The organism is Leucobacter chromiiresistens (assembly GCF_900102345.1).
GTDB classification, from domain to species: domain Bacteria; phylum Actinomycetota; class Actinomycetes; order Actinomycetales; family Microbacteriaceae; genus Leucobacter; species Leucobacter chromiiresistens.
The window spans coordinates 192,630-211,710 of sequence record NZ_FNKB01000002.1 but is presented as its reverse complement, the minus strand read 5'-3'; the positions used below and the strand labels follow the sequence as shown (position 1 = coordinate 211,710).

The following is a 19,081-nucleotide window of genomic DNA, read 5'->3' as shown; positions in this document are numbered from 1 at the left end:
CTCCTCGCCCGAGCACGCGCTGCGCCGCGCTACTCCTCGGCCGCTTCGACCTTCTCGATCGGCGCGAGCTTGACGAGCAGCTTGCGCTCGCCCACCGTGTCAAACACCACGTGGGCGATGCGCTTCGTGCCGACGCCGGAGATGCCGGTGACCCGCCCGTCGCCGTACTCGTCGTGCCGGATGCGGTCGCCGGTCGCGAGTTCGAGGTCCCCGTTGTCGCGCACCGACCCGCCGACGAGGTTCGGGAAGCCGCCGCCCGAGGCCTGCGCCTCCTTCGCGAGTCGCTTGCGCTCCCGCCACTTGTCGAGCGCGGACTGCATGTTGCCGCTCGCCGGCTCGCTCACCGCGCCGGAGCCCGAGCCGCCGCCCGAGAACGTGACTGCCGAGTCGCTGCGGGTGCGCGACCAGGATCCGCCTCCGCCGCTCGCACGCGGGGAGTTGAGGGCGCGCGACACGGTGCCGCCGCGACCGGTGACCTCGCCCGGCGACTGGCGCCAGTCGATGAGGCCATCGGGGATCTCCTGCAGGAACCGAGACGGCATCGCGACGGAGACGTCGCCGAACGTCGCGCGGGTCGAGGCGAGGGTGAGGTACAGGCGCTCGCGGGCTCGCGTGATACCGACGTACATGAGCCGGCGCTCCTCGCTGATGCCTCCGATCTCGTCGACCGACATCTGGTGCGGCAGGAGCCCCTCCTCGACGCCGGTGATGAACACGGCCTTGAACTCGAGTCCCTTCGCGGTGTGCATCGTCATGAGCGATACCGTGCCGCTGGAGTCGTCGAGGTCGTCCGCCGCCGCCACGAGGCTCACCTCGGTCAGGAAGGCGAGCAGTCCGGCTCCGGGCTGTTTGACGTCGAACTCGCGCGCCACGGCGAGCAGCTCTTCGAGGTTCTCGGCGCGCGCGTCGTCCTGCGGGTCGCGCTTCGCCCGGAGCTTCTCGATCATGTCGGTCTCGTCGAGCACCAGCTTCATCACGTCGGCGACGGGCGCTGGCTTGGCGTCCTCGCCCGCGACGTCCGTCGCTCCGCCTCCCACGGCCATGCGCGACGCCCGAACCAGCATCTCGCCGAGCGCGCGCACGGTCGCTCGGATCTTCGGCCCGATCGCCGTGACCTCCTCGGCGCGGAGCATCGCCTCGTGGAAGGAGACGCCCTGCGCCTCCTGAAAGTTGGCGAGGTGGGCCTCGGCCATGGCCCCCACCCCGCGCTTCGGCGCGCCGAGCAGGCGCGACCACGCGATCGGGTCGTAGGGGTTCGCGATGCTCGTGAGGTAGGCCATCGCGTCCTTCACCTCGGCGCGCTCGTAGAACTTCGTGCCGCCGAGCACGCGATAGGGGATGGCCGATCTGATGAACAGCTCCTCCAGCGCGCGCGTCTGGGAGTTGGTGCGGTAGAACACGGCGATGTCGCTGTACGCGAGACCCGCCCGGTGCAGATCCTCGATCTCCTCGGCGACGAAGCGGGCCTCGTCGTGCTGCGAGTAGCCGGTGAACCCGACGATGCGCTCGCCGTCGCCCTCGGAGGTCCAGAGGTGCTTCTCCTGGCGATCGAAGTTGTTGCCGATCACGGCGTTCGCGGCGGAGAGGATGTTCTGCGTCGATCGGTAGTTCTGCTCGAGCTTCACCACCTCGGCGCCGGCGAAGTCGCGCTCGAACTCGACGATGTTGCGGATGTCGGCTCCGCGAAAGGCGTAGATCGACTGGTCCGAGTCGCCCACCACCGTGAGACTCGCCGGCGGGATGCGGCCCGCGGCGTCGAGTTCCTTCGCGCGCGCCGGCGGCACCAGCCGGTCGACCTCCTCGACCTCGACCGGTCGGGTGAGTTCGCGGATGAGCGAGTACTGCGCGTGGTTCGTGTCCTGGTACTCGTCGACGAGGATGTGGCGGAAGCGCCGCTGGTACACCGCCGCGACGTCGGGGTGCGCGCGGAAGAGGTGCACCGTCTGCCCGATGAGGTCGTCGAAGTCGAACGCGTTCGCGCGCTTGAGCTCCTGCTCGTACATGCGGAAGATCTCGACGAACAGCCGCTCCCGGGGATCGTTCTCGTTCATCGTCGCCGCGTGCGTCGCCGCATCGACGAGCTCGTTCTTCAGCTTCGAGATCTTCGCACCCGAGTTCGCGGGCGTAAAGCCGTACGTGTCGGCGTCGAGCTCCTTGATGATGCGCTTCAGCAGCGCGCGCGAGTCGGCCGAATCGTAGATCGTGAAGCCGGAGACGTAGCCGAAGCGCTCGGCCTCGCGGCGCAGGATGCGCACGCATGCCGAGTGGAACGTGGAGATCCACATGCCCTGCGACGCGTCGCCCAGCAGGCCCTCGATGCGCTCGCGCATCTCGGCGGCGGCCTTGTTCGTGAAGGTGATGGCGAGGATCTGGCTCGGCCACGCCTCGCGCCCGCGGATGAGATGGGCGATGCGGTGGGTGAGCACGCGGGTCTTGCCCGACCCTGCGCCCGCCACGATCAGCAGCGCCGGGCCGCGGGTCGTCACCGCACGCGCCTGCGCGGGGTTGAGACCGTCGACCAGCGGGTCGTCGCCCGCGCCGTGCGCGGCGGATCCGCCGCCGATCGGAAGCCCTGAAGGGTCGAGAAGTTCGAAGTCGCTCATCGTGCGCCCAGTCTACGAGGCGCCCCCGACATTCGACGCGTCGGCCGGGGCGTACGGTGGCCGGTCCCGGATACCGGAGAATAGACGTCATGTCATCCCCCGCCCCTCGGCGCCCCTCCGTGCTCGTCTTCGCCACCGGAGGAACGATCGGCATGCGTCGCACCGACAGCGGCCTCGCCCCCGACCCCGAGTTCCCCGATATCCTCGAAGACCTCGTCGCGCGCATCTGCCTGCCGCTCGGCGTCGAGGCCCGTGTCAACCACCTCTCCCCCGCCATCGACAGCGCGAACGCCGACGCCGATACCGCCCCGAAGATCGCCCGCGCCGTTCGCGCCCGCGTGCGCACGCAGCGCCCCCGCGGCGTGGTCATCACGCACGGCACCGACACGCTGGCGTACACGGCGGCGCGGCTCGCCTTCGAGCTCGGCGACCTCGGCGTCCCGGTGGTCGTCACCGGCAGCCAGCTCGCCCACGGAGAGGCCGGCTCCGACGCGATCGGCAACCTGACCCTCGCCATCCGAGCCGCGGTGAAGGCGGCGCCGGGTTCGCCGGCGGCCATCGCCTTCGGCGGCGAGCTGCTCCCGGCCGTGCGGGCGACCAAGCACGACAGCATCGCGCTCTCGGCCTTCCGTGCGGAGCTTCCGCCCGCTCCGGGCGGCCTCGGCGTGCCCCCGGCCCCGGCCGGGTCCGCCGACGCCGCGCCGGCAGCGCCCGCGCGCGTGCTCGCGTTCCGGTTCGTACCCGCGGTCACCGCCGACGATCTGCGCGCATCGGTGGGCGGGGGCCCGCACGGTCTCGTGCTCGAGTGCTACGGCAGCGGCAACGGCCCGATGGCGCGGCCCGGCATGCTCGGCACCCTCCGGGAGCTGTGCGCCGCGCTGCCCGTGGTGGCCGTCACCCAGTGCGCGACGGGCGGGGTCGACCTCGGCCGGTACGCGGTCGGCCGGGAGCTCGCGGCGGCCGGGGCGATCGACGGCGGCGACATGACGCTCGAGTCCGCCATGGGCAAGCTCGGCTTCCTCGTCGACCGCGGGCACGGTCACGCCGAGATCCGCGACCTCATGCTGCAGAACCTCGTCGGCGAGCGCACGGTCGCAGTCGCCTGAATCGACGGGCGAGGCTGATCCGCACCGCCGAACGGCACCGCCGACCGGCCCGCCTCAGCGGCCCGACGCGCCCGCGCCCGGGTCAGGCCGTCGCGCCGTCCCGGATCGCGGCTCCCAGATCGGGGTGATCGACGAAGACCCCGTCGACGCCTGAGCCCGCGATCATCGCGAACTCTCCGCGCCAATCGCCCCACTGCTCGGGCGCCGCCCCGCCGTCGTCCCCCTCCCCTCCCGGCGACGCGCGCCGGAACGCGGGGTTCAGGAAGCGGTTCTCGGGGCGCAGGGTCCAGGTGTACACCCGCAGCCCGCGCGCGTGCGCCCGCTCCACGAGACTCGTCGTCCCGACCGCCTCACCGAGCGCGTCCACGCGCAGCAGGTCGGCCTTCGCGACGCTGATGCCGTCGACCCGGCCGGCCAGGAGGTCGAGACCGGCATCGCCGCGATACCACGCGTAGTCGCGGGCGGGGGCGTCGCCGACGGGCTCGTCGGCCGGCGATCCGAGCCGCTCCGCGAGGAAGACGATCTCCGCCCGCACCCCGGAGGCCCGCAGGCGGTCGAGCACGCCGAGCTCGAACGACTCGATCACGAGTCGTCTCCGGCGATCCGCCCAGCCGCACGCGGCGAGCTCGGCGCGCAGCATCTCGGCGAGGTCGAAGCCGCGATCCTCGAAGAAGCGCGCGTGCTTCACCTCCACGACCACCCCGATCGGGCGGTCGAGGGCCGCGCTCCGCTCGTCGACGATGGCGAGCACGTCTCGCAGGCGCAGGATCCCCTCGGCCCCGTCGAACCGCGCGTTCTCGGGCCGAATACCCGGCAGACGCTCCCGACTGCCGAGCGTCGCCAGCTCCTCCCAGGTGAAGTCCTCGGTGAACCAGCCCGTCAGCAGCTCGCCGTCGACGGTCTTCGTCGTGCGCCGGTCGACGAAGTGCGGGCGATCGGCCACATCCGTGGTGCCCGAGATCTCGTTCTCGTGCCGCACCACGAGCACCCCGTCGCGCGTCGCGACGACATCGGGTTCGACGAGGTCGGCGCCCATCTCGCAGGCGAGGCGATACGCCGACGCCGTGTGCTCGGGGCGGTAGCCCGACGCCCCCCGGTGACCGATGACGAGCGGGCGGCGTGCGGGGCTGACCATGCCCTCAGCCTAGGCGAGCAGGGGCGCCGACGGGCACTGCACGCCGTCCGGAAGTCACAGCCGATCCGAAGCGCCCCCTCGATACACTGGATCAGACCCATACGCCTGGAAAGGATCCCGACGCATGAGCAACCCCGCTCTCAGCAACAATCCCGCACTCAACGGTAAGACGCTCAGCGCGGATGAGCTGCGCCGCATCTACGATCAGCCCGCCGCGCAGACGCAGCGGCCCGGCATCGACGTCCCGGCGTCCGAGGCTTCCTACGGCGGCGTCCAGCACCCGCCGGTCGCCCCGTCCGACAAGCCGATGACGTTCGAGAACACGATCTCGAAGACTATCCTGCTCTTCGTCATCGTGCTCGCATTCGGCGCCGTCGGCTGGCAGCTGCCGGGGCTCGCGCTCCCCGCCGCCATCGGCGGCCTCGTGCTCGGCCTCGTCAACGCCTTCAAGAAGCAGCCGAGTGTTCCGCTCATCGTGCTCTACGCCGTCTTCCAGGGCGTCTTCCTCGGCGGCATCTCGGGCGTCTTCGAGTCGCAGTGGTCGGGCATCGTCTCGCAGGCGATCATCGGCACGCTCGCCGTGTTCGCCGTCGTGCTGATCCTCTTCCGCAGCGGCAAGGTGCGCACCAGCCCGAAGCTGAACAAGATCTTCATGGTCTCCATCTTCGGCTACCTCGCGTTCTCGCTCGTCAACGTCGTGCTCATGCTCACCGGCGTGAACGACGATCCCTGGGGCCTGCGCAGCGGGTGGCTCGGGCTGGCGATCGGCGCGTTCGCCGTGCTGCTCGCCTCCTACTCGCTCGTGATGGACTTCGAGCTCATCCAGAACGGCGTGCAGAACCGCGTGCCCGAGAAGTGGGCCTGGTCGGCCGCATTCGGCCTCATGGTCACGCTGATCTGGCTGTACGTCGAGATCCTCCGCATCCTCGCCATCCTGCGCGGCAGCGACTGACAGGCAGTGCACGGAGACGGGCTCGGCGCTTCGGCGCCGGGCCCGTTTCTGCGTCCGCCGTCCGCGCCACTCCGCCGCCGGCCCGCCGAACCCCTGCCGGCCCGCCGAACCCCTGCCGTCCCGCCGAACCCCTGCCGGCCTGCCGAACCCCCGCCGGCCCGCCGAACCCCTGGCCGAACGCCCGTCCACGAACTAGGAGTTCGGCGAGTCGACGGGGGCTCAGCGGGAAGGCACGATCCGCCGGTGGCGCCCGGCGACCGCCGAGCGCAGCAACGGAAAAGCCCGGCCGAAGCCGGGCTTTCCGCTACTCCCACTCGATCGTCCCCGGGGGCTTCGACGTGACGTCGAGCACCACTCGGTTGACCTCCGGCACCTGGTTCGTGATGCGGTTCGAGATGCGGGCCAGCACGTCGTACGGCACGCGCGTCCAGTCCGCCGTCATGGCGTCCTCCGACGAGACCGGGCGCAGCACGATCGGGTGACCGTAGGTGCGTCCGTCTCCCTGCACGCCCACGGAGCGCACATCGGCGAGCAGCACGACCGGGCACTGCCAGATCGTGTTGTCGAGACCCGCGATCGTGAGCTCCTCGCGCGCGATCGCGTCGGCCTCGCGCAGCACCTCGAGACGCTCGCGGGTGACCTCGCCGACGATGCGGATGCCGAGCCCGGGGCCGGGGAACGGCTGACGCCCGACGATCGCCTCGGGGATGCCGAGTTCGCGACCGATGGCCCGCACCTCGTCCTTGAAGAGGGCGCGGAGCGGCTCGATGAGCTCGAAGTCGAGATCCTCGGGCAGGCCCCCGACGTTGTGGTGCGACTTGATGTTCGCGGTGCCCGATCCGCCGCCCGACTCGACCACGTCGGGGTAGAGCGTGCCCTGCACGAGGAACTTGATGGGCTCCCCCTCGGCCTTCGCCTCGGCGACGAGGTCGCGCTGCACCTGCTCGAACGCGCGGATGAACTCGCGGCCGATGATCTTGCGCTTCTGCTCCGGGTCCGTCACCCCCGCGAGGTGGCCGAGGAAGGTGTCGGCGGCTTCCACGGTGACGAGCCGCACGCCGGTCGACTGGACGTAGTCCTGCTCGACCTGCTCGCGCTCCCCCTTGCGCAGCAGACCGTGGTCGACGAACACGGCGGTCAGCTGGTCGCCGATGGCCTCGTGCACGAGCGCGGTCGAGACGGCCGAGTCGACACCGCCGGAGAGCGCGGAGATGACTCGCGCGCTGCCGACCTGCTCGCGGATGCGCGCGATCTGCTCGGCGATGACGTTGCCCGCGTTCCAGTCGGGCTCGATGCCGGCGACGTGGTGGAGGAAGTTCTCGAGGATCCGCTGGCCGTGGTCCGAGTGCTTCACCTCGGGGTGCCACTGCACGCCGTAGAGGCGGCGCTCGGCGGAGCCGAAGGCGGCGACCGGGGTGACCGCGGTCTTCGCGAGCACCTCGAACCCGTCGGGCGCGGCCTGCACGGCGTCGCCGTGGCTCATCCACACGTTCTGCTCGGCGGGCTGCCCGCCGAGGATCGCCCCGCCGTCGCCGACGAGCTCTGCGTGGGTGGCGCCGTACTCGCGGTCACCGGTGTTGCCGACCGTGCCGCCGAGCGCGCGCGCCATGACCTGAAAGCCGTAGCAGATGCCGAGCACGGGGATGCCGAGGTCGAACACGCTCGGGTCGAAGGCGGGCGCACCCTCCTCGTACACGGACGAGGGTCCGCCCGAGAGCACGATGCCGAGCGGGTTGCGGGCCTGCACTTCCGCCGCGGTGATGGTGTGGGGCACGAGCTCGGAGTACACGCCGGCCTCGCGCACGCGGCGCGCGATGAGCTGCGCGTACTGCGCGCCGAAGTCGACCACGAGAACCGGTCGGTGGTCCGTTTCCGGCTGTTCAGACAGTGTCGCCATTATCGCTTCAGGGAGCCTTTCGAAGTCGTCGCGGCTGAGGCCGCGGAGGGTGGGGTCGAGGCGTCGGACGCGAGCGCGCCCTCGCGGGAGTCGAGGAAGCCGTTGACCTCGCGCACGATGCGGGCTTCGAGGAAGAACGACATGAAGGGGATGACGCCGCCCAGCGCGATGAGCAGGAACTTCAGGAAGCCCCAGCGCATCGGGCTCCACAGGAGGAAGTCGGAGACGAGGTACACGACGTAGAACCATCCGTGAGCGATGAGGATCGCCTTGAACAGGTCGAACCCGCTCGCCTGGAAGTCGGACTCGATGCCCTCGGGCGCGAGTTCGTAGAAGTGCGCGAACCCGTCGTCGGTGAAGAGGAAGAGCTGCACGTTGAAGGCGTACTTCATCACCATGACCGCGCAGAGCATCAGCAGCATGACGCCCGTGATCACCGAGGTCACCTTGTAGAAGCTCAGTGCTTTCCGAATGCGCGGGTAGTCGGCGGGCTTGGGCTGCAGCTGCATGGTGTCCATTCTACGGCGGGCTGACGGCGCCCGAGACCGGTGCGCCGAGTGAGGGATCAGGCGTCGGCCTCCGCCTCGAGCAGGAGCATCTCGTGCTCCTTCTCCCAGGCGTCGCGTGCGAGGCGGTACCAGAAGAAGATGGCGAAGCCGCCGAATACGAGCCACTCGAGCGCGTAGAAGACGTTCAGCCAGTTCACGGCGTCCGCGGGCAGCGGCGCCACGGAATCGATCGGGGCGAGGCCCGCCGCGTCGAGCAGTGGGGCGGATCCCGAGTCGTCGTGCAGCACCAGGTATCCCGAGTAGACGGGGCCGTCGACGGCGCTCCAGATGTTCGCGAGCGCAGCGGGCGACATGGCGCGCAGCGTGAGCGGATCCTCATCGGCGTCGGGCACTCGGGGGCCTTCCGGGGGCATGTACCGTCCGGTGATCTCCCGGGCGTCGGCGGCGGCCTGCTCGGCGGCCAGCGCATCGGCCGCGCGCTCGGCGTCGGCGACGGTGGCCGCCCAGCCGACCGCGACGGCGAGGTGCGCGCCCGGCTCCGCGTCGGGCCCGTCGGTCACGACGTTCCCCACGACCCACGCCCCCGTGGCGCCGCCGTTCTCACGGGGGGCCACCACCGAGAAGTCGTCGACGACGAAGCGGCCTCCCAGCCGCACGACGACGCCGGCTCCCGCATCGGTGACGCCCTGCTCGAACGAGGTCACGCTCGCGAGGGAGCGCTCCGACTCGGTGTCGACCTGCTCCTGCTGCTGCGACTGCACCGCGATCCCCGCCTGCCACTGCGCGAGCGCGGCGAACGCGACGGCGATGCCGAGCGCCAGGAGGAGTGCCAGAATCCAGCTCGGTCGGCGCATCACCTGGGCGAGCGTCGGCTCCCCCAGGTATTCGACTCTACGCGGCGACATGGGTCGCGACTCAGCGCTCGGCGTACACGACGCCGACGCGCTGGAACTCCTTGAGCTCGGAGTAGCCCGTGGTCGCCATCGCGCGGCGCAGCGCGCCGATGAGGTTCGCGCTGCCATCGGCGACATTGGCCGGGCCGTTCACGATCTCCGCGAGCGGCGCGACGGATCCGACCTGCACCCGGCGACCGCGCGGCAGATCCTCGTGGTGCGCCTCCTGGCCCCAGTGCCAGCCGCGGCCCGGGGCCTCGGACGACTTGGCGAGGGCCGTGCCGAGCATCACCGCATCCGCGCCGCAGGCGATGGCCTTGATGAGATCGCCCGAGGTGCCGAGACCGCCATCGGCGATCACGTGCACGTAGCGGCCGCCCGACTCGTCCAGGTAGTCGGAGCGGGCGCCGGCGACGTCGGCGATGGCGCTCGCCATGGGCGCGCGGATGCCGAGGGTGACGCGGGTGGTCGACGATGCGCCGCCCCCGAAGCCGACGAGCACGCCGGCCGCTCCCGTGCGCATGAGGTGGAGGGCCGACTGGTAGGTCGCCGCTCCGCCCACGATGACGGGGACGTCGAGCTCGTAGATGAACTCCTTGAGGTTGAGCGGCTCGCGCCCCTCCTGCGAGACGTGCTCGGCCGACACGGTGTTGCCGCGGATCACGAAGAGGTCGACGCCGGCGTTCACCACCGTCTCGGTGAACTGCGCCGTGCGGTGCGGCGACAGGGCGCCGGCGACGGTCACGCCCGCCTCGCGGATCTCGCTGAGGCGCTCGGTGATGAGCTCGGCCCGGATCGGAGCCGCGTACAGCTCGCGCATCCGCGCCACGGCGGCGACCTCGTCGTCGATGCCCGCGAGCTCCGCGAGGAGCGGCTCGGGGTTCTCGTGACGGGTCCAGAGCCCCTCGAGGTTGAGCACGCCGAGGCCGCCCAGCCGACCGAGGGCGATCGCCGCCGCGGGCGACATGACCGAATCCATCGGCGCGCCGAGCACGGGGATGTCGAACTGGAAGGCGTCGATCGTCCACGCGGTCGAGACGAGCTCGGGGTCTCGGGTGCGACGCGTCGGCACGATGCCGATCTCGTCGAAGGTGTACACGCGACGTGCACGCTTGCCGCGGCCGATCTCGATCTCGTTACTCACCCGCCCAGTCTATCCGGAGGCGGCTGAGCGCAGCGAGCGCGGCAGGTCGCGCGCGCACCCGGACGCACGAGGGGCCCGGTTCGCATGCGAACCGGGCCCCTCACGCGCATCGTCAGCGCTTGTAGTTCGGCGCCTCCACGACCATCTGCACGTCGTGCGGGTGCGACTCCTTGAGACCCGCCGACGTGATGCGCACGAAGTTGCCGCGCTCCTTGAGGTCTGCGATCGAGCGCGCCCCGACGTAGAACATCGACTGCCGCAGCCCGCCGATCATCTGGTGGCTGACCGCACCCACGGGCCCGCGGTAGGGCACCTGACCCTCGATGCCCTCGGGGATCAGCTTCTCGTCGCTCGGCACGTCGGCCTGGAAGTAGCGGTCCTTCGAGTACGACGTGCGCTCTCCGCGGGTCTGCAGCGCGCCGAGCGAGCCCATGCCCCGGTAGTTCTTGAACTGCTTGCCGCCCACGAAGACCAGGTCGCCGGGGCTCTCGTCGGTGCCGGCGAGCAGCGATCCCATCATCACGGACGATGCGCCTGCGACGAGCGCCTTCGCGATGTCGCCCGAGTGCTGCAGCCCGCCGTCGGCGATCACCGGAACGCCCGCGGGGGTCGCCGCCTTCGCGGCTTCGTACACCGCGGTGACCTGCGGCACCCCGACGCCCGCGATGACACGCGTCGTGCAGATCGAGCCCGGTCCGACGCCCACCTTCACGGCGTCGGCGCCCGCCTCGACGATGGCCTTCGCACCGGCGTAGGTCGCGACGTTGCCGCCGATGACGTCCACGCCCGCGAACGCGGGGTCGGCCCTGATCTTGGCGATTATGTCGAGCACGCCCTTGCTGTCGCCGTTCGCCGTGTCGACGACGAGCACGTCGACGCCCGCCTCGACGAGCGATCCGGCCCGCTTCCACGCATCGCCGAAGAAGCCGACCGCTGCGCCGACGCGTAGGCGCCCCGCATCGTCCTTCGTCGCGAGGGGGTACTGCTCCTCCTTGTCGAAGTCCTTCACCGTGATGAGGCCGGTGAGGCGGCCCTCGCCGTCGACGAGGGGCAGCTTCTCGATCTTGTGCTTGCGGAAGATCGCCGCCGCGTCCTCACGCGAGATGCCGCGGGGGCCCGTGATGAGCGGCATCCGCGTCATCGCGTCTTCGACGCGCACCTGGGAGCGGTCCTTCGGGTCGATGAAGCGCATGTCGCGATTCGTGATGATCCCGAGCAGCACGTCGTTCGAGTCGACGACCGGCAGACCCGACACGCGGTACTCGCCGCAGATCGCGTCGACTTCGGCCACCGAGGCGTCGACGGAGGTGGTGACGGGGTTCGTGATCATGCCCGCCTCGCTGCGCTTCACCCGGTCGACCATCTCGGCCTGATCCTGGATCGACAGGTTGCGGTGCAGGATGCCGAGGCCGCCGTTGCGGGCCATCGCGACCGCCATGCGGGTCTCGGTCACGGTGTCCATCGCCGCGGAGATCAGCGGGATCTGCAGGCGGATGCGCCGTGTGAGCTGGGTCGAGGTGTCCGCCTCGCTGGGGATGACGTCGGTGTGCGCGGGGAGCAGCAGCACATCGTCGTAGGTCAGACCGGTGAACGCGAAGGGGTCACGCTGTTCCATGGAACCTCTATCTGTGTCGGGGGTGGGGCTCTCAGAGATTCGCGGGCGACCGGGATGCGGTGCCCGTACGGTCTCTCAGTCTAAGGGAATGGGGGCGGTGTTCACCTGCGCCGTCGGCGAACGCCGCAGCTGCAGCACCATGTCGACGATGAGGATGACGAGCGCGATCCAGACGCCGATGAAACCGATCCAGCGCCCCGTCGTGATCTCCTCGTGGGTGACGAGCGCCCCGTAGAAGAACCCGAGGATCGGGGTGAGGAACTGGAGGAAGCCGATGTGGGCGAGCGGTAGGCGCCGCGTGGCCTCGCCGAAGAGGATCAGCGGGATCGCGGTGACGATGCCGCTGAGCAGCACGAGCGCCGTGACGCCCGGCCCGAACGTGAACGCGGTGAGCCCGGAGGTGGCGGCGATGACGACGAGCTGCACCGCCGCGACGGGCAGCGTCGCGAACGTCTCCACGGTGAGCCCCGTGATGCCGTCGACGGACTCGCCCGCGTGCTTGTGCACCGCACCGTAGAGGCCGAAGGAGAGCGCGATGCCGAGTGCGATCCACGGGAACGACCCGTACGCGATCGCCGCGATCAGCACCCCCACGCCCGCTACGGCGACGGCGATCCACTGCAGACGGCTGAGGCGCTCCTTGCGGAATACGACGCCGATCAGGATCGTGAAGAGCGGGTTGATGAAGTAGCCGAGCGCGGTCTCGAGCACGTGCCCGGTCATCACGCCGATGACGAAGATCTGCCAGTTCGCGTACAGGAAGAGTGCGGAGAGCGCGAACCACCCGAGCAGCCGCGGGGTGCGCAGGATCGCGGCCACCCGCCCCCACCCGCGGGTCGCGGTGACGAGCAGCAGGCAGAAGACGAGCGTGGTGGCCACCCGCCACGGCACGACTTCGAGCGGCCCGACCATCGCGATCAGGCCGAAGTAGAAGGGGAACGCGCCCCACCAGAGATACGCTCCGAGACCGAATCCGAGTCCCGCACGTGATCGACGCATCGGAGCAGTCTACTCCCGTCGGGCGGCCGAGTACGACAGCGGCCCCGCCGATCCTCGAGGGATCGGCGGGGCCGCTGGGAGAGCTCCGCGGTTAGCGGGTGACGACTGCGAGGATGTCGCGAGCCGACAGGACGAGGTAGTCGTCGCCGCCGACCTTGACCTCGGTGCCGCCGAACTTCGAGTAGATCACGATGTCGCCGGTGGCGACGTCGAGCGGGATGCGCGTGCCGGAGTCGGAGACGCGGCCCGGGCCGACTGCGACGACTTCGCCCTCCTGGGGCTTCTCCTTGGCGCTGTCGGGGATCACGAGACCGGAAGCGGTGGTCTGCTCTGCCTCGACCTGCTTGATAACGATACGATCCTCGAGCGGCTTGATGGCGACCGACACGGTTGACCTCTTTCCAATGTCTGAAGTGCGATTCCACGCCCGCCCCATGCGAGCGCGTCTACTCCAGAGTCTAGGACGCGCGTTGGCACTCGTGCAAGGGGAGTGCCAACGCGGCGGTGGGGAATCGCCGACAGCGAACAGGGCGGCGTGCCTAGAATGGAGCGACGGCCTGCACCGGCACCCCCGACGGGACGTCCGCACGGCCCCCGACCCGTGCATCCCGCACGATCCGACGCACACCGATGGAGGAGCCATGTCCACGCCGCAGTACCCCGAGCAGCCCACCACTCCGCTGCCGCACCTCGACCAGGAGGCCGCCTACGGCCAGCAGACTCCCCCGCAGCCGCCCGCCGGCGCACCGCAGGCTCCGGCCGGCGCACCGCAGCCCCCGGCCTACCAGCCCCAGCAGGGCTACGAGCCGAACGGCTACGAGTCGCAGCGCTTCGCCGCGGTGCCGACGGGCACGACCCTCGACAAGACGAACACCTTCGCGTTCCTCTCCATCATCTTCGCCTTCCTGAGCCCCATCGCGGGCATCGTGTTCGGGCACATGGGCCTCAGCCAGATCAAGCGAACGGGCGACGCCGGTCGCGGCATCGCGCTGACCGGGCTCATCATCAGCTACGCGTACTTCGTGCTGCTCGCCCTCTTCATCGTGCTCTACATCGGCTTCCTCTTCACCATCTTCGCGGCGGTCGGCAGTTCGATGTCGGGGTTCGACTCCTACTCGTCGTATTGAGTGCGGCGGGCGGGCGCGCGTCGACCGAGCCGCTCCCGGGCTGGGAGCATCTGCTCGGCGACGCGGGCATCGCCGCTCTGCGCGACGTCTGCGCCGCCCTCGACTCCGGCGCGACGAGCGAGAGGGTCGGGCGCGAACTGCGCTCGGCCGGGCACGCCCCCGAAGCGGTCGCCGCGCTCCTCACCCAGGCGCGACTCCGAGAGCGGGCGCGCGCGAAGTTCGGCGACCTCGCCCGCGAGATGCTCTTCACCGCGGCCGGCCTCGAGCAGGCCACGAGGATCGCGGTCGCGAACGGGCACGCCGCACGCTTCCGGGACGCCGGGTGCACCCGGGTCGCCGACCTCGGGTGCGGCATCGGCACCGAATCGATCGCGCTGCTGACGCACGGCATCGCGCCGGCTCCGGTCGAGCTCGACCCGTTCACCGCGCGCATCGCCGCGCACAACCTGCGGCTCGTCGCCGGGGCCCGCAAAGCACCGGCGCCCGAGGTGTCGATCGGCGACGCCGCCGCATTCGACCTCGCGCAGGTCGACGGCGCCTTCCTCGACCCCGCACGGCGCACCGCGGGGCACAGCGATACGCGCCGCATCGCGTCCCCCGACGACTACTCCCCCTCGCTGCATCTCGCCTACGCCGTGGGCGAGCGCCTGCCGACCGGCTTGAAGCTCGGCCCCGGCCTCGACCGCGAACTCATCCCCGACACCGCCGAGGCGCAGTGGGTCTCCGTCGACGGCCAGGTGGTCGAGACGGCGCTCTGGTTCGGCGCTCTCGCACGGCCGGGCGTCGCCCGCGCCGCCCTCGTCCACCGCGGCGGAGAGCAGCACGAGATGACGGCGGCGGCTGACGCACCCGATGTCGACGTCCGTTCCATCGGCGCGTACGTCTACGAACCCGACGGCGCCGTGATCCGGGCGCGGCTCATCGGCGCCCTGGGCGAGCGCATCCAGGCCGGCATGCTGAGCCCGGGCATCGCCTACCTCACCGGCGACACGTACGCCGAGACGCCGTTCGCGCAGGCCTTCCGCGTCGTCGACGCCCTCCCCGCCCGCGAGAAGGACCTGCGCCGGGCCCTCGCCGCGCGGGGCATCGGCCGCCTCGAGATCAAGAAGCGGGGTGTCGACGTCGACCCCGCCGCGCTGCGCAAACGGCTCAGACTGAGCGGTTCGCAGGGCGCCACGCTGATCCTCACCCGCGACGCGGCGGGCAAGCACATCACCCTGCTCGCGGAGCGCTGCTGACGCAGCGCCCCGCGCGACGACGACGGGCCCGGGAGCGGAAGCTCCCGGGCCCGTCGTCGTGATCGGCGATCTGCCGCAGGTCAGTAGTCCAGGTTGGAGCAGGACACGGTCTGCCCGGCGATCTCGACCGTCTCGGCGCCCGACTGGCAGGCCTCGACGGCCTGCTGCGCATCGTCGATCGAGCCCCCGAGCAGGCTCAGCCCGACAAAGAAGAGGATCGTGACGATGATGCCGATGACCGCCGCCACGGCTCCCGTGATCAGACCCGTCAGCGCGAGACCCTTCGGCTGCGCCTTCCGCAGCGCCAGGATGCCCAGCACCAGGGCGACGATGCCGCCGACGGCGCCCGCGATCGGCACCCAGCAGAAGATGAGGCTCAGAATGCCGAGGATCAGCGCCGTGAGCGCCAGCCCCTTCGGCTGTGCAGGCCCACCGGCGTACGCCGGCGATCCGGTGTACGGGGGCGCGCTCGGCGCCGCATGCGCGTTCGGGGCGGCCTGCGCGTTCGGAGCGCTGGAGGGCGCGGGCGGAGGCGGCACCGGGTTCGACTGGTGGTCGTTGCCAGGCAGATTGTCGGACATGATTCTCCTTCGATCGAACGTCGATGAGGCGTGTTCCCCCATTCGCCCTTCAAAGATAACGTTCAGCTTCGACGGATGGGAGCATTTCGACGGTTCCGGGCGCGGCCTTGACAGACGCCTCCCGCGTCAGTGCATCTGCACCTGCTGCACCGGGAGGGTCGAATCTGCGCCGAATGCGAGGCCCGACGGCGCATGCCCACTCGCGACGAGCTGGGCTCCGAGCGACGCGATCATCGCCCCGTTGTCGGTGCACAGTGACAGCGGGGGCACCCGCAGGTCGACGCCCGCCGCCGACGCGCGCTCCGCTGCGAGCTCCCGCACGCGGGCGTTGGCCACCACTCCCCCTCCGAGCAGCAGCCTCGGCACCCCGAGATCGCGGCACGCGGCGAGCGCCTTGGTGAGCAGCACGTCGGCGACCGCCTCGCGGAAACTCGCCGCGACATCGGCCACCGGAACGGGGTCGCCCGAAGCCCGGCGCTTCTCCACCCATCGCGCCACCGAGGTCTTCAAGCCCGAGAACGAGAAGTCGTAGCGGTGGCGCTCGAGGTCTTTCGGGAGGGTGAGCCCGCGGGGGAAGCGGATCGCCTGCGGATCGCCCTCGGCCGCCACCCGATCGATCTCGGGCCCGCCCGGGTACGGCAGCCCGAGGAGCCGGGCGACCTTGTCGAACGCCTCCCCCGCCGCGTCGTCGATGGTCTCGCCGAGCAGCTCGACGTCGGAGACGAGGTCGCGCACGAGCAGCAGCGAGGTGTGCCCGCCCGACACGAGCAGCGCCACCGTCGGCAGTTCGAGCTCGCCGACCGCTCCGACCGCGCCCCTGAGCCCGTCGCCGTGCAGCAGATCGGCGCCGACGTGGCCGACCAGGTGGTTCACCGCGTACAGCGGTGTGCCGAGCGAGACGGCCAGCGCCTTCGCCGCAGAGACGCCGACCATGAGAGCGCCCGCGAGCCCCGGCCCCGACGTGACGGCGATGGCGTCGAGATCGATCAGCGCGACGCCGGCGTCGGCGAGCGCCCGCTCGATCGTCGGCGTCATCGCCTCGAGGTGCGCTCGCGCGGCGACCTCGGGCACGACGCCGCCGTAGCGCGCGTGCTCGTCCATCGACGACGCGATGGCGTTGGCGAGCAGGGTGCGCCCCCGCACGATGCCGACGCCCGTCTCATCGCAGCTCGTCTCGATGCCGAGCACGAGCGGTTCGGTCGTGGTCATTGCTGATCCTCCTCTGCCGTCGCCCGCACCGGCTGCGCGGGCAGCGCCCGCCGCATCACCACCGCATCGACGCCGTCGGGCTGGTAGTAGCGCGGCCGCACCCCGATGTCCTCGAACCCCAGCGATGCGTACAGACCGTGCGCCACCGGGTTGTCGGCGCGCACCTCGAGGAACACCTCCCGCACTCCCCGTTCGTCGGCACGAGCGAGCAGCGCGCGCATGAGCCGTCGGCCCTGGCCCCGCCCCCGCAACGACGGGTGCACCGCGATCGTCTGAATGTCGGCTTCGGGGCCGACCGCGAGGAGCCCCGCGTACCCGACCACGACCCCGGCGTCGTCGACGAGGACGCGGTAGTCGCGGTGCTCACCCGCGAGCTCCTCCTGCAGCATCGATCGGCTCCACGCGTCTCGCGCGAACACCGAGCTCTCGAGCGCCCACACCGCGTCGAGGTCCTCCGCGACCGCCGAGCGCAGCACCGGAATCGCAGCGGCACCGCTCACGTCGACACCCGCTTGGGCGCGCCCGGCTGGGCGACGTCGGGGGCGCGGAGGTACAGCGCCCGGTCGTCCGCGAACGGCCGGCCCGCCTCGAGCGAGCGAACAGCGAGACGCACCAGCGCGGCCCCCGGAATCCGCTCGGGCCAGAGATCGCCGCCCTGCTCGACGTACTCGGATCGCGCGACCAGCAGCGGCCCCGCCGAGACCACGGGCAGGCCCGCGTCGTCGAGCCCGGCGAACTCCGTGACGAACAGCTCGCGGCGACGGGCATCCTGCACGACGCGCAGCGGCCCGGTCGCGCCGCCCTCGCAGGCGTCGAGCGCCACCGCCGCGTGCCCCGGCACCGGCAGCAGCGGCACCCCCCGCCCCAGCGCGAACGCATGCGCGGCCGCGATCCCGACGCGGAGCCCGGTGAACGGGCCCGGGCCGATCCCCGCGACGACGCCGCTCACCCGGGACGGCGCCGCATCGGCCGCGCGGAAGACCTCGTCGAGCAGGCTGCCGATGGCCTCGGCGTGCCCGCGCGGATCGTCGCTGACCGCGACGTGCACGCGACCCGCGGCCCCGAGCGCCACCGTCGTGCCGATCGCCGTATCGATGGCGAGCAGCACGTGGTCTCCGGTGTCGCACGCGGTCGAGAACAGCTCGGCAGTCGTGCTCACTCCAGTACCCCTTCCGCCCAGCGCGGCCCGTGTCCCGCAATGGTGATGCGCCGCGGCTCGACGAGCGCGTCCGACCAGTCATCCGCGTCTTCAGCGTTCTCCGCGGCGCCGACGGGCCGTTCGATCACGATCTCCAACCAGTCGGCGCGCGTGTCGACGATCCCCGCACCCCACTCGGTGACCACCACCGACCCATCGAAGTCGAGGTCCAGGTCGTCCAGCTCGTCCGGGCCGCCGAGGCGATACGCGTCGACGTGCACCAGCGGGGCGCCGCCGACGAGCGACGGATGCGTTCTCGCGAGCACGAACGTCGGGCTCTGCACCGGCCCGCGCACGCCCAGCCCCTCGCCGATGCCGCGGGTCAGCGTCGTCTTCCCGGCCCCGAGCGGCCCGGTGAGGATCACGAGGTCGCCCGCGCGCAGCACCCGCCCCAGGCGCACGCCGAGCTCGCCCATGGTCTCGGGATCCGGCGCCCAGTGCAGCTCCTCGACGCTCGGCTCCGCACTCACGGCGCGACCTCCACGACGACGAACGCGGTCGCGACCCCGCCGTCGTGCGTCACGGAGAGATGGGGCATCGCGGCGCCCGCGCTCCCGAGCACCGTGAGCAGCCGCTCCGTGCGCGCGAACGACGGCCGCCGATCCGACTCGCGACGGATCTCCATGTCGTGCCAGCCCAGCCCGTCCGAGCCGCCGAGCGCTTTGATGAGCGCCTCCTTCGCGGCGAAGCGGCCGGCGAGCGAGCGCATCGGCCGCTCGCTCTCGGCCGGTGCGAACAGGCGCTCGCGCAGACGGGGCGTGCGGTCGAGCGTGCGCTCGAACCGAGCGACATCGACCGTGTCGACGCCGATTCCGAGAATCATCGCACTCCTCCCGACCCGAGACGACACCGCCCCGGCTCCACCTGGCACCCTG

General features: G+C 71.2%; 19 protein-coding genes. 4 read left to right on the top strand and 15 right to left on the bottom strand.

Annotated features, from left to right (window positions below; translation table 11 throughout):
- Positions 1-29: 29 nt before the first annotated feature.
- Positions 30-2,603 carry an ATP-dependent helicase gene (locus BLT44_RS14000; RefSeq protein WP_010156456.1) on the bottom strand — a complete coding sequence of 858 codons (2,574 nt, stop codon included), beginning with the start codon at positions 2,601-2,603 and terminating at the stop codon, positions 30-32.
- Between the two features lie 89 nt (positions 2,604-2,692).
- On the opposite strand from BLT44_RS14000, the gene BLT44_RS13995 reads away from it, so the two are divergent.
- Positions 2,693-3,709: an asparaginase gene (locus BLT44_RS13995; protein ID WP_074690420.1), complete on the top strand. Its 1,017-nt coding sequence runs from the start codon at positions 2,693-2,695 to the stop codon at positions 3,707-3,709.
- Positions 3,710-3,791: 82 nt separating this feature from the next.
- Here BLT44_RS13995 and BLT44_RS13990 read toward each other — a convergent pair whose 3' ends face one another.
- The gene (locus tag BLT44_RS13990) at positions 3,792-4,844 is read right to left on the bottom strand and encodes a glycerophosphodiester phosphodiesterase family protein (protein WP_010156453.1); all 1,053 of its coding nucleotides are present in this window, start codon (positions 4,842-4,844) and stop codon (positions 3,792-3,794) included.
- 124 nt (positions 4,845-4,968) lie between these two features.
- Here BLT44_RS13990 and BLT44_RS13985 point away from each other — a divergent pair, with 124 nt between their 5' ends.
- Entirely contained in the window at positions 4,969-5,796 is an 828-nt protein-coding gene (locus BLT44_RS13985) for a Bax inhibitor-1/YccA family protein (RefSeq protein ID WP_010156452.1), read from the top strand.
- A 304-nt stretch (positions 5,797-6,100) separates the two neighbouring features.
- Here BLT44_RS13985 and guaA read toward each other — a convergent pair whose 3' ends face one another.
- The 7 genes from guaA to groES all read right to left on the bottom strand — a co-directional run bounded on the left by guaA (position 6,101) and on the right by groES (position 13,241).
- Positions 6,101-7,684 (bottom strand): glutamine-hydrolyzing GMP synthase, encoded by a 1,584-nt coding sequence (gene guaA / locus BLT44_RS13980; RefSeq protein ID WP_029608235.1) that lies wholly within the window; start codon positions 7,682-7,684, stop codon positions 6,101-6,103.
- Between the two features lie 8 nt (positions 7,685-7,692).
- On the bottom strand, positions 7,693-8,202 hold the full coding sequence (locus BLT44_RS13975; RefSeq protein WP_010156449.1) for a DUF3817 domain-containing protein: 510 nt from the start codon (positions 8,200-8,202) through the stop codon (positions 7,693-7,695).
- A gap of 56 nt (positions 8,203-8,258) precedes the next feature.
- Positions 8,259-9,107 (bottom strand): SURF1 family cytochrome oxidase biogenesis protein, encoded by an 849-nt coding sequence (locus tag BLT44_RS13970; protein WP_143026165.1) that lies wholly within the window; start codon positions 9,105-9,107, stop codon positions 8,259-8,261.
- A gap of 10 nt (positions 9,108-9,117) precedes the next feature.
- Positions 9,118-10,239: a GuaB3 family IMP dehydrogenase-related protein gene (locus tag BLT44_RS13965; protein ID WP_010156447.1), complete on the bottom strand. Its 1,122-nt coding sequence runs from the start codon at positions 10,237-10,239 to the stop codon at positions 9,118-9,120.
- Positions 10,240-10,351: 112 nt separating this feature from the next.
- Positions 10,352-11,854 carry an IMP dehydrogenase gene (guaB, locus tag BLT44_RS13960; RefSeq protein WP_010156446.1) on the bottom strand — a complete coding sequence of 501 codons (1,503 nt, stop codon included), beginning with the start codon at positions 11,852-11,854 and terminating at the stop codon, positions 10,352-10,354.
- A 75-nt stretch (positions 11,855-11,929) separates the two neighbouring features.
- Positions 11,930-12,853, bottom strand: a complete 924-nt coding sequence (gene rarD, locus BLT44_RS13955) for an EamA family transporter RarD (RefSeq protein WP_010156445.1) — start codon at positions 12,851-12,853, stop codon at positions 11,930-11,932.
- A 91-nt stretch (positions 12,854-12,944) separates the two neighbouring features.
- Positions 12,945-13,241 carry a co-chaperone GroES gene (gene groES, locus BLT44_RS13950; protein WP_010156444.1) on the bottom strand — a complete coding sequence of 99 codons (297 nt, stop codon included), beginning with the start codon at positions 13,239-13,241 and terminating at the stop codon, positions 12,945-12,947.
- Positions 13,242-13,494: 253 nt separating this feature from the next.
- On the opposite strand from groES, the gene BLT44_RS13945 reads away from it, so the two are divergent.
- Both BLT44_RS13945 and BLT44_RS13940 read left to right on the top strand, forming a co-directional pair.
- The gene (locus BLT44_RS13945) at positions 13,495-13,980 is read left to right on the top strand and encodes a DUF4190 domain-containing protein (RefSeq protein WP_010156443.1); all 486 of its coding nucleotides are present in this window, start codon (positions 13,495-13,497) and stop codon (positions 13,978-13,980) included.
- Positions 13,977-15,218: a THUMP-like domain-containing protein gene (locus tag BLT44_RS13940; protein WP_010156442.1), complete on the top strand. Its 1,242-nt coding sequence runs from the start codon at positions 13,977-13,979 to the stop codon at positions 15,216-15,218. Before BLT44_RS13945 ends, BLT44_RS13940 begins: the two co-directional genes overlap by 4 nt.
- 80 nt (positions 15,219-15,298) lie before the next feature.
- On the opposite strand, the gene BLT44_RS13935 is transcribed toward BLT44_RS13940, so the two are convergent.
- The 6 genes from BLT44_RS13935 to BLT44_RS13910 all read right to left on the bottom strand — a co-directional run bounded on the left by BLT44_RS13935 (position 15,299) and on the right by BLT44_RS13910 (position 19,029).
- A complete protein-coding gene (locus BLT44_RS13935) occupies positions 15,299-15,799 on the bottom strand; it encodes a DUF4190 domain-containing protein (RefSeq protein ID WP_010156441.1) in 501 nt (166 codons plus the stop codon).
- A gap of 126 nt (positions 15,800-15,925) precedes the next feature.
- Positions 15,926-17,008, bottom strand: a complete 1,083-nt coding sequence (gene tsaD / locus BLT44_RS13930; RefSeq protein ID WP_010156440.1) for a tRNA (adenosine(37)-N6)-threonylcarbamoyltransferase complex transferase subunit TsaD — start codon at positions 17,006-17,008, stop codon at positions 15,926-15,928.
- Entirely contained in the window at positions 17,005-17,508 is a 504-nt protein-coding gene (gene rimI, locus BLT44_RS16000) for a ribosomal protein S18-alanine N-acetyltransferase (RefSeq protein ID WP_010156439.1), read from the bottom strand. Before rimI ends, tsaD begins: the two co-directional genes overlap by 4 nt.
- The gene (gene tsaB, locus BLT44_RS15995) at positions 17,505-18,167 is read right to left on the bottom strand and encodes a tRNA (adenosine(37)-N6)-threonylcarbamoyltransferase complex dimerization subunit type 1 TsaB (protein WP_244887493.1); all 663 of its coding nucleotides are present in this window, start codon (positions 18,165-18,167) and stop codon (positions 17,505-17,507) included. Before tsaB ends, rimI begins: the two co-directional genes overlap by 4 nt.
- A complete protein-coding gene (gene tsaE / locus BLT44_RS13915; RefSeq protein WP_010156436.1) occupies positions 18,164-18,676 on the bottom strand; it encodes a tRNA (adenosine(37)-N6)-threonylcarbamoyltransferase complex ATPase subunit type 1 TsaE in 513 nt (170 codons plus the stop codon). The genes tsaB and tsaE overlap by 4 nt, the downstream gene beginning before the upstream one ends.
- Positions 18,673-19,029 carry a holo-ACP synthase gene (locus BLT44_RS13910; RefSeq protein WP_010156435.1) on the bottom strand — a complete coding sequence of 119 codons (357 nt, stop codon included), beginning with the start codon at positions 19,027-19,029 and terminating at the stop codon, positions 18,673-18,675. The genes tsaE and BLT44_RS13910 overlap by 4 nt, the downstream gene beginning before the upstream one ends.
- Between the last annotated feature and the right edge of the window lie 52 nt (positions 19,030-19,081).

Bases quoted from the DNA above. Each gene is read 5' to 3' on its own strand.
- BLT44_RS14000 (WP_010156456.1), bottom strand. From the start codon at position 2,603: ATGAGCGACTTCGAACTTCTCGACCCTTCAGGGCTTCCGATCGGCGGC.
- BLT44_RS13995 (WP_074690420.1), top strand. From the start codon at position 2,693: ATGTCATCCCCCGCCCCTCGGCGCCCCTCCGTGCTCGTCTTCGCCACC.
- BLT44_RS13990 (WP_010156453.1), bottom strand. From the start codon at position 4,844: ATGGTCAGCCCCGCACGCCGCCCGCTCGTCATCGGTCACCGGGGGGCG.
- BLT44_RS13985 (WP_010156452.1), top strand. From the start codon at position 4,969: ATGAGCAACCCCGCTCTCAGCAACAATCCCGCACTCAACGGTAAGACG.
- BLT44_RS13975 (WP_010156449.1), bottom strand. From the start codon at position 8,202: ATGCAGCTGCAGCCCAAGCCCGCCGACTACCCGCGCATTCGGAAAGCA.
- BLT44_RS13970 (WP_143026165.1), bottom strand. From the start codon at position 9,107: ATGTCGCCGCGTAGAGTCGAATACCTGGGGGAGCCGACGCTCGCCCAG.
- guaB (WP_010156446.1), bottom strand. From the start codon at position 11,854: ATGGAACAGCGTGACCCCTTCGCGTTCACCGGTCTGACCTACGACGAT.
- rarD (WP_010156445.1), bottom strand. From the start codon at position 12,853: ATGCGTCGATCACGTGCGGGACTCGGATTCGGTCTCGGAGCGTATCTC.
- BLT44_RS13945 (WP_010156443.1), top strand. From the start codon at position 13,495: ATGTCCACGCCGCAGTACCCCGAGCAGCCCACCACTCCGCTGCCGCAC.
- BLT44_RS13935 (WP_010156441.1), bottom strand. From the start codon at position 15,799: ATGTCCGACAATCTGCCTGGCAACGACCACCAGTCGAACCCGGTGCCG.
- tsaD (WP_010156440.1), bottom strand. From the start codon at position 17,008: ATGACCACGACCGAACCGCTCGTGCTCGGCATCGAGACGAGCTGCGAT.
- BLT44_RS13910 (WP_010156435.1), bottom strand. From the start codon at position 19,029: ATGATTCTCGGAATCGGCGTCGACACGGTCGATGTCGCTCGGTTCGAG.